Annotated in this window: 10 protein-coding genes; 4 read left to right on the top strand and 6 right to left on the bottom strand. The window is 69.4% G+C overall.

Features of this window, described 5'->3' with window-relative positions:
- Positions 1-196: 196 nt before the first annotated feature.
- Positions 197-1,348: a glutamate--cysteine ligase gene (locus tag ACU18_RS11845; RefSeq protein ID WP_050685774.1), complete on the top strand. Its 1,152-nt coding sequence runs from the start codon at positions 197-199 to the stop codon at positions 1,346-1,348.
- A gap of 158 nt (positions 1,349-1,506) precedes the next feature.
- Here ACU18_RS11845 and tsaD read toward each other — a convergent pair whose 3' ends face one another.
- The 6 genes from tsaD to ACU18_RS11815 are packed head-to-tail and all read right to left on the bottom strand — an operon-like array spanning position 1,507 to position 6,741.
- Positions 1,507-2,598 carry a tRNA (adenosine(37)-N6)-threonylcarbamoyltransferase complex transferase subunit TsaD gene (gene tsaD / locus ACU18_RS11840; RefSeq protein ID WP_050685772.1) on the bottom strand — a complete coding sequence of 364 codons (1,092 nt, stop codon included), beginning with the start codon at positions 2,596-2,598 and terminating at the stop codon, positions 1,507-1,509.
- Positions 2,595-3,053 (bottom strand): ribosomal protein S18-alanine N-acetyltransferase, encoded by a 459-nt coding sequence (gene rimI / locus ACU18_RS11835; protein ID WP_050685958.1) that lies wholly within the window; start codon positions 3,051-3,053, stop codon positions 2,595-2,597. The genes tsaD and rimI overlap by 4 nt, the downstream gene beginning before the upstream one ends.
- A gap of 44 nt (positions 3,054-3,097) precedes the next feature.
- Entirely contained in the window at positions 3,098-3,769 is a 672-nt protein-coding gene (tsaB, locus tag ACU18_RS11830; RefSeq protein WP_050685770.1) for a tRNA (adenosine(37)-N6)-threonylcarbamoyltransferase complex dimerization subunit type 1 TsaB, read from the bottom strand.
- Positions 3,750-4,388, bottom strand: a complete 639-nt coding sequence (gene tsaE, locus ACU18_RS11825; protein ID WP_050685768.1) for a tRNA (adenosine(37)-N6)-threonylcarbamoyltransferase complex ATPase subunit type 1 TsaE — start codon at positions 4,386-4,388, stop codon at positions 3,750-3,752. The genes tsaB and tsaE overlap by 20 nt, the downstream gene beginning before the upstream one ends.
- Positions 4,385-5,593: an alanine racemase gene (gene alr, locus ACU18_RS11820; protein ID WP_050685766.1), complete on the bottom strand. Its 1,209-nt coding sequence runs from the start codon at positions 5,591-5,593 to the stop codon at positions 4,385-4,387. Before alr ends, tsaE begins: the two co-directional genes overlap by 4 nt.
- Positions 5,594-5,649: 56 nt before the next feature.
- On the bottom strand, positions 5,650-6,741 hold the full coding sequence (locus ACU18_RS11815; protein ID WP_050685764.1) for a carbohydrate kinase family protein: 1,092 nt from the start codon (positions 6,739-6,741) through the stop codon (positions 5,650-5,652).
- Positions 6,742-6,811: 70 nt separating this feature from the next.
- Here ACU18_RS11815 and ACU18_RS11810 point away from each other — a divergent pair, with 70 nt between their 5' ends.
- The 3 genes from ACU18_RS11810 to ACU18_RS11800 all read left to right on the top strand — a co-directional run bounded on the left by ACU18_RS11810 (position 6,812) and on the right by ACU18_RS11800 (position 11,341).
- A complete protein-coding gene (locus tag ACU18_RS11810; RefSeq protein ID WP_050685762.1) occupies positions 6,812-8,269 on the top strand; it encodes a family 4 glycosyl hydrolase in 1,458 nt (485 codons plus the stop codon).
- A 75-nt stretch (positions 8,270-8,344) separates the two neighbouring features.
- Positions 8,345-9,610 carry a D-inositol-3-phosphate glycosyltransferase gene (gene mshA, locus ACU18_RS11805; protein ID WP_050685758.1) on the top strand — a complete coding sequence of 422 codons (1,266 nt, stop codon included), beginning with the start codon at positions 8,345-8,347 and terminating at the stop codon, positions 9,608-9,610.
- Between the two features lie 54 nt (positions 9,611-9,664).
- On the top strand, positions 9,665-11,341 hold the full coding sequence (locus ACU18_RS11800) for a formate--tetrahydrofolate ligase (RefSeq protein ID WP_050685756.1): 1,677 nt from the start codon (positions 9,665-9,667) through the stop codon (positions 11,339-11,341).
- The last annotated feature ends 134 nt before the right edge of the window (positions 11,342-11,475 follow it).

Genomic DNA, 11,475 nt, shown 5'->3' with positions numbered 1-11,475 from the left:
GCGGTGCACGAGGTGAGGGCAAGGGCCGCTGCCGCCGCGAGGAAGGGGAGGGTTTTGGAAAGTCGTTGAGGCAGGCGCTGGAACATAACCATCAGTACGATGCTACCCCTGCACTAGACTTGGACCACCCGTTCGCCTGCCAGCCATTGCCTGTCAGCGGCGCGAGCCAGCGGCAAACCGGACAGTAAGGAAACGCGTGCAGATCGACTTCGCACAATCGAGGCAATCAACCCTTGGTGTGGAATGGGAACTGGCCCTGGTGGACGGTGAAACGGGCGAGCTGGCCTCCGTGGCCAACCAGGTGCTCCGTGGCGTGGCCGCGCGCCACCCGGAGCTCAACGAAGACGATGAACACCCACACATCAAGCAGGAACTGCTGCTGAACACCGTGGAGCTGGTCACGGGCATCTGTGAAACCGCTGCCGAAGCCAAGGAGGACCTCAGCCGGTCCCTCGCTGCTGTGCGCGAAATCACGGACCCCATGGGTGTGGAGCTGTTCTGCGCCGGCAGCCACCCGTTCAGCCCGCCCCAGCTGCAGCCTGTCACGGACAAGGCCAGGTACGCGAAGCTGATCGACAGGACCCAGTGGTGGGGCCGTCAGATGGTCATCTACGGTGTCCACGTCCACGTGGGCCTGGACCGCCGGGAAAAAGCGCTGCCGGTGCTTGATGGCCTGGTCAACTACTTCCCGCATTTCCAGGCGTTGTCCGCGTCCAGCCCCTTCTGGGGCGGCGAGGACACCGGGTATGCCTCGCACCGGGCGTTGATGTTCCAGCAGCTTCCCACCGCCGGCCTGCCGTTCCAGTTCTCCTCCTGGGCCGACTACGAGTCCTATGTGCAGGACATGTTCACCACCGGGGTGATCGACACCCTGTCCGAGATCCGTTGGGACATCCGGCCGGTCCCCAACCTGGGCACCATCGAGATGCGGATCTGCGACGGCCTGGCCACACTCGAGGAAGTGGGCGCCATCGCTGCCCTCACCCAGTGCCTGGTGGATGAGTTCTCCACCACCCTGGACAGCGGCGGCACCATCCCCACCATGCCGCCGTGGCACATCCAGGAGAACAAATGGCGGGCGGCCCGGTACGGGATGGAGGCGATCATCATCCTGGACGCCGCCGGCAAGGAGCAGCTGGTCACGGATCACCTGCTGGAGACCCTGAACCGGTTGGAGCCGGTGGCCGCCAAGCTGGGCTGCGCCGATGAACTGGCCGACGTGGAAAAGATCATCAACCGCGGCGCCGGCTACCAGCGGCAGCGCCGGGTCGCCGCAGAAAACAGCGGGAACCTCCAGGCCGTGGTGCTGGACCTGGTCAAGCAGATGCGGAACGGCCCCACGGCCTAACCGCCCGACCTCCGCCCCGTCCCCGCTTTCCCCCGTCCCCGCTTTCCCCCGTCCCCGTCCCCGCTTTCCCCCGTCCCCGTTGCGCTATCACTTATGGTCCCCAAACCGGCGGTTTGGGGACCATAAGTGATAGCGCAACGGGGGCTTCAGGCGGGGGGTCAGGCCGGGAGTGAGACCGCTGTGACCGGGAGGGAGGAGTCCGGGGCGAAGGCGATCCCGCTGGGCTCCTTGCCGGCCATCACCAGCTGCGCTCCCAGGGCAGCCACCATGGCCCCGTTGTCGGTGCACAGCCCCAGCGGCGGCACGTGCAGCCGGATCCCGGCGGACGTGCAGCGCTGGCCCGTCAGTTCGCGAAGCCGGGAGTTGGCGGCGACGCCGCCGCCCAGCAGCACGTCCTTGATCGCGTGCTCCCGGCAGGCCAGGACCGCCTTGGCGGACACCACGTCCACCACCGCCTCCTGGAAGGCTGCGGCGATGTCCGCCACCGGCACCTCCTCGCCGCGAGCCTCGAACTGCTCCACGCAGCGGGCCACTGCTGTCTTAAGCCCGCTGAAGGACCAGTCGTAGCGGTGCTTGCCGGGCTCTTCGGCGGTTCCCATGTATTTAGGCTGGCTCAGGCCACGGGGAAACCTGATGGCGGCACGGTTGCCGGTCCGGGCCACGGCGTCGATCGCCGGCCCGCCCGGGTACCCCAGCCCCAGGATGCGGGCCACTTTGTCGTATGCTTCTCCGGCGGCGTCGTCGATGGTGGAGCCCAGGAGGACCACGTCATCGGTGATGTTGTTGATCTTCAGGATTTCGGTATGTCCGCCGGAAACCAGCAGCGCGCCAAGGTTGGCCGGCAGTTCCGGGGCGCGCCCGCCGCCGTCCGGCGCCAGGAGCCCCACCCCCACGTGTGCCACCAGGTGGTTGATCGCGTAGAGGGGCTTCCCGGTGGCAACGGCCAGGGCCTTCGCGGCGCACACGCCCACCATCAGGGCACCTGCCAGCCCAGGCCCGGCGGTGACGGCGATGGCATCCACCTCGTCCAGCCGCACACCGGCGTCGGACAATGCCGCGTCCAGGGTGGGGATGAAGGCGTCCAGGTGCGCCCGGGACGCAATTTCGGGAATAACACCGCCGAACCGGACGTGCTCGTCCATGGACGAGGAGACGGTGTTGGTCAGCAGGGTGGTCCCCCGCACGATGCCTACCCCCGTTTCGTCGCAGGAGGATTCGATCCCCAGCACCAGTGGCTGTGTCCGGTTCATTGCTGGCCTGCTTCCGTGGTTCCGCTGCCGCCGTCGAGCTGCAGCCTCATGATGAGGGCGTCGACGCCGTCGCGGTAATAGCGCTGTCGGATATGGATCTGTTCGAAGCCGAAACGGACGTACAGTGCCTGCGCCCGGGGATTGTCCGCCCTGACCTCCAGGAGCACGTCGGCTGCCCGCCGCGCCCGGGCTTCGTCGATCAGGAGGGTCAGGAGGGTACTGCCGATGCCGCGGCCTTCCTGTTCGGGCACGACGGCGATGGTCTGGACGTCCGCGATGGGCTCGATGCACATCAGGCCGGCGTAGCCCACGATCCCGGCAGTGTCCTCCGCCACCAGGTAGTGCCGGGTGTCCGGCTGGGACAGTTCGGAAAGGAACATGTGCAGCGGCCAGGCGTCCACCGGGAAAAGCCGCTGCTCCAGCGCGTTGACGGCGGCGACGTCGTCAAGGGTCATGGGCCGGAGGGTGATGCCCTCGAGGCGGGCGGGTCCGTCGGCGGTCACAGGGCACGCTTGCGGGGTCCGGGTACCTGTGCGTCGGATTCGCGCAGGTACAGGGGGGTGGAGTCGGGCAGGGTTCCGCCGGACGCGAGCCGGGCCAGCGCAAACTGGCCCAGGTACAGGGCATCGGGCTGCTCCCGGACGAAGGCCGGGTCAGCGCGGAGCACATCGGCGTACAGCCCGGCGCCTGCGCCAAAGGCCGGCAGGTCCGGAAGGTCAGCAGCGAAACCGACGTGCGGACCGTCCACCAGTTCGGGCAGCTGCCCGGGCGCCAGGGTGTACCGGGCCCAGTACACCTCTTTACGCCGGGCGTCGGTGGCCACCAGGAATTCCGGAACGGCTGCGGTGGACTCCGCCACTTCCAGGGCCACCGCGTCCAGGCTCATGAGTCCGTGCAGCGGCTTGCCCCAGACGTAGGCCAGGGTGCGGGCCGTGGCGATGCCGGAGCGCAGGCCCGTGAACGGCCCGGGGCCCACACCCACCACCAGGGCATCGATGTCCGTTCCCGCAACACCGGCAGTGGCCAGCATGTCCTGGATGCCCGGGGCCAGCACTTCGGCGTGGCTGCGGGTATCCTCGGTGGCGAAACCGGCCACCATGCCCTCGAGCGCGTCATCCGACACCAGGGCGGCGCTGGCCACGGCGGAGGTGTCAATGGCGAGGATCAGCATGCGGATCTCCTTCGGGAAGGGCAAGGTCCGGGGCAGCTGGCCAGCGCGGACCGTACCCCCGCAGCACAATGGTGCGGGGTTCGTCTGTTTCGTCGGTATCAAAGTCCAGGAAGCCGGCGCCCTGCTCCGTTGGGGCCTCCTGGGCCGGTAAACCGGCGGCCGCTCCAGCGGTGGCAGCGCCGGCCAGGCCGATGGCCCGGTGCAGGTCGATCTCGAGCCGGCTGTTGCTCAGGTGCTCCACCCGGTCACGGCCCCACTCCACCACAGTGACGGCGGAATCCAGCGTGTTCTCCAGGTCGATATCATCAATCTCCGCGGCCGACCCGAGCCGGTAAGCATCCACGTGGACCAGGTCCGGTCCGCCGGGCCGGGGACCGTCGGCGAGGTTGGGATGGATGCGGACCAGCACAAAGGTGGGCGAAATGACGCCGGCCCGGACCCCCAGACCCTCGGCCAGGCCCTGCGTGAACGTGGTTTTGCCGGCACCCAGCTCGCCGGAGAGCACCAGCAGGTCCCCGGCGTCGAGGACCACCGCCAGCCTGGCCGCGAGCGCATGGGTCAGCTCCGCCGTCGTCGCCTGGACCGTGAGCTCCCAGGCGGGCTGGCCGGACCCGCTCACGCGGCGCCCTCCGCACCATCATCGGGCTCATTAATAAAACGGCGCGGGACGCGCGGGCTGATCCTGGTGACAATCTCGTAGTTGATGGTCCCGGCGGCGCGGGCCCAGTCGTCAGCTGTGGGACCGCCGTCGGCCCCGTCGCCGAACAGGACCGCCTCGGCTCCGGACAGGCCGGCCTCCGCCCCGGAGGCCCCACCCAGGTCGATGACCATCTGGTCCATGGCGATCCGCCCCACCACGGGGTAGGTGGTGCCGGCAATCCGGACCGGGCCGCCCGTTGCCACGCGCGGCACACCATCGGCATAGCCGAGCGGGATGAGGCCCAGCGTTGTGTCGGCGGCAGTGCGGTAGTTCAGGCCGTAGGACACGCCCTGCCCGGCCGGAACCTGCTTGCACTGCGACACCACGGTGCGCAGCGTCATGGCCGGGCGCAGGCCGAGTTCCGCGGCAGTGAGGTCCTCGAACGGGGACAGGCCGTAGATGCCCAGGCCCACCCGGACCAGGTCGAAATGGGTGTCGGGCCGGGACAGCGTGGCGGGGGTGTTGGCCAGGTGGCGCACCTCGGGATCCACCCCGGCGTCCTCCGCCACGGCCAGTACTTCCTTGAACAGGGCCAGCTGCTGGTCCGTCTCTGGCCGGTCCGGCTCGTCCGCCACCGCGAGGTGCGAAAAGATGCCCACCACGCGGAGCAGGCCCTGGTCCTGGTATTCCATGGCTTCGCCCACCAGCGTGTCCCAGGTGCCGGTGGTGGCGCCGTTCCGGCCCAGGCCGGTGTCCACTTTCAGGTGGATCCGGGCGGGGCGTTCCTGCTCGCGGGCGGCAGCGACGATGCGGTCCAGTTCCCAGCCCGAGCAGCCGATGTCGACGCCGGCGGCAACGGCCGCGCCGAAGTTGCTTTCCGTGGTGTGCAGCCAGGCCAGGAGCGGGGCGTCGATACCCGCCGCGCGGAGGGACAGTGCCTCGGAGATATGGGCAACCCCCAACCAGGCGGCGCCGGCCTCGAGTGCGGCCCGGGCCACGGGGACGGCGCCATGGCCGTAGGCATCGGCTTTGACCACGGCCATCACTTTGGCCGGCGAGGCTGCCGCGGCAAGCCGGCGGACGTTGTGCCGGACGGCGGCCAGGTCAATGACGGCTGACCTCTCGTTGCGGGGATCCTGTCCGGGGTCAGTGCTGGTGGGGCCGGGTGCTGCGGGGTAAGTCACCCTAGTGATTCTAGTGCTGGCGCTACCGGCCGGATAATCGCCGCCCTGCCGCGGGTTCAGGCGTCCGAGAGGTGCGCAATGGTGGCTGAGGCCCGGCGCTGGGCCGTGGGCGGGACGTCCTGGATGATCTCGGACAGGAAACCGAAGCGCCGCAGCCACTGGCTGGTCTGCCGTTCCGGCCGGGCGTTGGCGCGTTTCCACCAGTCGGCAATGTCGCCCCAGCCCGGCGCGGCCAGCGAGCCGCCCACTTCCTGCACCGACAGGGCTGCGCACAGGTTGGCGAACCGGAGCCGGTTGCCCAACGGCCAGCCCGCCAGGCTGCCCACAATAAACGCAGCATCGAAGCAGTCGCCGGCGCCGGTGGGGTCCAGTGCCTTAACGGGCAGCGAGGGCACCCACTCCTCCTCCCCCGTTTCGGAGTCCACCGCCATGGCTCCCTGCTGGCCGAGGGTCACAACGGCGACGGGCACCCGGTCGGCCAGCGCATAGAGGGCGGACCACGGGTTGTCCTTCCCGGTCAGGGCCATTGCCTCGCGCTGGTTGGGCAGGAACCCGTGGAAGTACTTCAGGTTCTCCAGCCGGATTGGCGCCCATTCACCGCTGGGGTCCCAGCCGATGTCACCGAACAGCTTCACGCCTGCCTGGTGCGCGGCCACGGCCCACGGTTCCACCTCAACGCCCACCTCGGCGATGCCCGCGAGCGCCGGCGGCGGGTCCCCGATCAACTCCGAGGAAGTCACCGGTGCCGGATGCCCGTGGGTCACCAGGGAACGGTCCTTCTGCACGCAGAGGGATACCGTCACCGGCGAGTGCCAGCCCTTTACCCGCCTGGACAAGCTGAGGTCCACCTGTTCCTGGTCCGCGAGGATCTTCCAGTTGAAGTCGCCGTAGCCGTCGTCACCGAACGCTGCCGCCAGCCCGGTCCGGAGCCCCAGCCGGGCCGCTGCGATGGCCTGGTTGGCCACGCCGCCCGGGCAGCTGCCCATCCCTTCGCTCCAGATTTCGGTGCCTGCTTCGGGTTCGCTGGGCAGTCCGGTGAAAATGATGTCCTGGAAAACTGTGCCGGCGAGCAGCAGGTCGAACCCCGGTCCGGTCCGCGCGCGGACGGCGCCCAGGGGGTCGAAAAGGCGTGCCGGGATCGCGTCCATGTCCGGCACGATACGCCACGCCGCTTCCCACCGATAGGGGCGCGCGGGCGGCAGGCCTAGACTCGGACCCATGCGGCTACTCATTGTGGGCGGCGGGGGTTTCCGCGTCCCAGTCATCTACCGGGCCTTGACGTCCGGCGGCTACGGCGGCCTGGTCTCGAGCCTGGTGTTGTACGACGTCGATCCGCACCGCCTCGACGCCGTCGCCGCAGTGCTGGCCGGCATGCCGCCCGGACCGGGTGCCCGGCTGGCCGTCCGCTGCAGCACCAGCCTGCCCGAGGCACTGGATGGTGTGGACATGGTCTTCGCGGCCATCCGCCCGGGCGGGACCAGCGGCCGGGTCCTTGACGAGAAGGTGGCGGCAGGCCTGGGCCTGCTGGGTCAGGAAACCACAGGCGCCGGCGGCATCTCGTACGCCCTGCGCACCATCCCGCGGATGCTGGAGCTGGCGGCGCTGATGAAGCAGCGCTGCCCGGCCGCGTGGCTGATCAACTTCACCAACCCGGCCGGCATGGTCACGGAAGCCCTGCGCCCGGTGCTGGGCCACAAGGTCATCGGAATCTGCGACTCGGCCGGCGGCCTGGTGCTGCGGGCGGCACGGGCTGCGGGTACACCACTGGCGGCTGGAAGCCTGGCCGGGGTGGGCTACCACGGGCTGAACCATCTGGGCTGGCTGTACCGGCTGGCACCCGGCGGAACGGATGTCCTCCCGGCCCTGCTCGAGGACCGGGAAGCATTGCAAAGCTTCGAGGAAGGCCGGCTGTTCCCGCAGGCGTTCCTGGCCGGCCTGGGTGCCATTCCCAACGAGTACCTGTACTACTACTACCGGCACGACGCCGCCCGCCTGGCCATCGCCGCAAGGGCGCGGACCCGGGGCGAGGACATCCACCGGCAGCAGCAGGACCTGTACCCGCAACTGGCTGTCGCCGGGCCGGATGCGTTCCGCCTCTGGGAGGCTGCCCGGCTCGCCCGGGAGGAAGGCTACCTGGCTGAGGCCCGGTCGGACGGCGAGCGCCGGGACGAAGAAGGCCTGGCCGGTGGCGGCTACGAGCAAGTGGCGCTGGCCGCCATGCGCGCTCTGACCGGCGGTGGCGACACCCAGCTGATCCTGAACACCGTCAACACGGTGCCGGCCGCGTCCGGCACAGCCCGGTCCCGGGTGGGCCAACCCGACCAGCTGGGCCACCCGGCCACCCCCGCCCCCGCTGACCCGGCCCCCGCGGAAGCCGCCATTCCCGGTTTGCCCGCGGACGCCGTCGTCGAACTCCCCTGCACGGTCAGCGCCCAAGGTGCGGTGCCGCTGCCCCAGGCGGCGCCACCGGAACCACGCCTGAAGCTGCTCCGGGAGGTCAAGGACGTGGAGCGGTTCACGGTCCGGGCCGCGACGGACGGGGACCGGGAAGCCGCCCTCGCCGCGTTCGCGCATCATCCGCTGGTGGCCTCCGCCGACCTCGCGGCCAGGCTCCTGGCCGGGTACGAGCAGGCCTTCCCCGACCTCGGGAAGATGTGGCGGGGCAGCGGGCGTTAAGTTGGGAGTAGTGTTTTACCGAATGCGCACTGCAGCCTCGCCCGGCACTCGCGCCGGCGGCCGGAAGGAGATCCCGTGGCACTGATCCGCAGGGTTGCTTTGCTCTCCCTCCACACCTCGCCGATGGAACAGCCAGGCTCCGGCGACGCCGGCGGAATGAACGTGTACGTCCGCGAACTGGCCGAAGCCCTGGCCGAAGCCGGAATCGAGGTGGAGATCTTCACCCGCGCCACCGCCGCCAACCAGCCGGCCGTTGAACATCCGGATCCCGGCGTCTGCGTCCACAACGTAATGGCCGGGCCGCCGCGGAAGGTTCCGAAAGAGGAACTTCCGGGCCTGGTGAACGCCATGGTGGCGGAGATCGAGCAGATCCGCCGCCGCCAGCCGCACGGGCGCTACGACGTGATCCACTCGCACTACTGGGTCTCCGGACTGGCCGGCCTGGAACTGTCCCGGCAATGGGACGTGCCCTTGGTCCACACCATGCACACCATGGCCAAGGTCAAAAACCTGCTCCTGGAATCCGGTGAACAGCCCGAACCGCGGCGGCGCGAAGTGGGCGAGCAGCGCATTGTGGATGGCGCGGCCAGGCTGATCGCCAACACCAGCGCCGAGGCCGGCGAGCTCGTCTCCCATTACGGCGCCAGCTTCGAGCGGATCGACGTCGCTCCCCCGGGCGTTGACCTCAACACGTTCACGCCGGCGTTCCGCACCCGGTCGCGCGCCGAACGGGGCATCAGCCCGGACACGTTCCACCTGGTTTTCGCCGGCCGCATCCAGCGCCTCAAAGGCCCCCAGGTCCTGGTGAAGTCCGCCGCACTGCTGCGCCAGCGCCGGCCGGACATCGACCTCCGGCTCACCATCCTCGGCTCGCTAAGCGGAAACAAGGAATTCAACCTCCGGCGGCTGGTTGCCGAGGCAGGAATGGACGACGTCGTCACGCAGCTTCCGCCGGTCAAGGCACCGGAGCTGGCGGGCTGGTTCCGGGCGGCTGACGTGGTGGCCATGCCGTCCTTCAGCGAATCCTTCGGGCTGGTGGCGCTGGAGGCCCAGGCCTGCGGCACTCCCGTGGTGGCCACCCGGGTGGGCGGCCTCTCGCGTGCCATCTTCCACGGCCGGACGGGCCTGCTGGTGGACGGGCATCATGCCGCTGACTGGGCCGATGCGCTCGAAGCGCTCTACGACGATCCGGCCACCCGGGCTGACATGGGCCGGGCCGCCGCCATCCGCGCGCAGAGTTCCGGCTGGCAGCGCACGGCGGCGGTCACCCTGGATAGTTACCACGCCGCTGCCGACGACTCAGCCGCGCCCCGCCTGGTCCGCGCCATCCCCGCTTCCTGACGGCCGCCGTCGTCAACGCCACTGCGGTGGCGCCAACCCAAGGAAAGGACAACGGTGTCTGATTTCCCGACTGATCTGCAGATAGCCCGTGCCGCCGCCATCCGGCCCATCACCGAGATTGCCGAAGCCGCTGGAATCAACGCCGCGGCGCTGGAGCCCTACGGACGATACAAGGCCAAGATCGACCCGGCGCTGCTGGACGCACCCGGGCCTGCGGGGAAGGTGGTCCTGGTGTCGGCCATGTCCCCCACCCCTGCCGGCGAGGGCAAGTCCACCACCACGGTGGGGCTGGCGGACTCGCTGGCCCGGGCCGGGCACAAGGTGATGATTGCGTTGCGGGAACCGTCGCTCGGGCCCATCCTGGGCATGAAGGGCGGGGCAACGGGCGGCGGCTATTCGCAGGTGCTGCCCATGGACGAGATCAACCTGCATTTCACCGGTGACTTCCACGCTGTGACCAGCGCCAACAATGCCCTGATGGCCCTGGTGGACAACCACATCTACCAGGGCAACGAACTGGACATCGACCCGCGGCGGATGACGTTCAAGCGCGTCCTGGACATGAATGACAGGGCGTTGCGGGAGGTGGTCATCGGGCTGGGTGGACCCACCCAGGGCGTCCCGCGGCAGGACGGTTTCGACATTACCGTGGCTTCCGAGGTCATGGCCGTGTTCTGCCTGGCCACGGACCTGGCCGACCTCCGGGACCGCCTGGGCCGCATCACGTTCGGCTACACCTACGCGCGCAGGCCCGTCACGGTGGCCGACCTTAAGGTGCAGGGCGTCCTGACACTGCTCCTCAAGGACGCGATCCGGCCCAACCTGGTGCAGACCATCGCCGGCACGCCCGCGCTGGTCCACGGGGGCCCGTTTGCCAACATCGCGCATGGCTGCAATTCCCTGATCGCCACCCAGACGGCCCGGCGGCTGGCGGACATTGTGGTTACCGAGGCGGGGTTCGGCGCCGACCTGGGGGCCGAGAAATACATGGACATCAAGGCCCGCACGGGCGGGGTTGCGCCGTCCGCGGTGGTGGTTGTGGCGACGGTCCGGGCCCTGAAGATGCAGGGCGGCGTAGCCAGGGACCAGCTGACCCGCCCTGACCTGGCGGCGCTGGAAGCCGGCGTGGCCAACCTCCGCCGGCACGTACGGAACGTGGAAAAATTCGGCGTCCCGCCGGTGGTCGCCATCAACCGGTTCTCCTCGGACACGCAGGAGGAACTGGACTGGCTCCTGGCCTGGTGCGCCGCTGAAGGCGTTCCGGCCGCCGTCGCGGACGTTTGGGGACACGGCGGCGGCGGCGCCGGGGGCGATGAACTGGCGGCCCTGGTGGCACAGGCCCTGACGGAACCCACCAGCTTCCGGCACCTGTACCCCCTGGACATGCCTGTGGAGGAGAAGATCCGGACCATCGCGCAGGAGATCTACGGGGCGGACGGCGTGGACTTCTCGGTGCCGGCCCTGAAGCGGCTCGCCGACATCGAGCGGAACGGGTGGGGCAACCTGCCAATCTGCATGGCCAAGACCCAGTATTCATTTACCGACGACGCCACCCGGCTGGGTGCCCCCAAAGGCTTCACCATCCACGTGCGCGACCTGCTGCCCAAGACCGGTGCGGGTTTCATCGTGGCCCTGACCGGCGCGGTGATGACCATGCCGGGCCTCCCGCCGGAACCGGCAGCGCTGCGGATGGACGTGGACGACGCCGGAAACCCGGTGGGGCTCGCCTAAAACCGTCGGCCCCTCCCCTCCCCGTTGCGCTATCACTTAGGGTCCCCAAAAGGGGGCTTTAGGGACCACAACTGATAGCGCAACGGGGGCTGTGGATAACTTCAGCGGACCACCCTGGCTCCGCGCCACAATGG

Origin of the sequence: Arthrobacter sp. ZBG10 (genome assembly GCF_001238605.1) — a bacterium.
Classification (GTDB): domain Bacteria; phylum Actinomycetota; class Actinomycetes; order Actinomycetales; family Micrococcaceae; genus Arthrobacter.
This window is presented reverse-complemented; position numbering and strand designations above follow the sequence as displayed.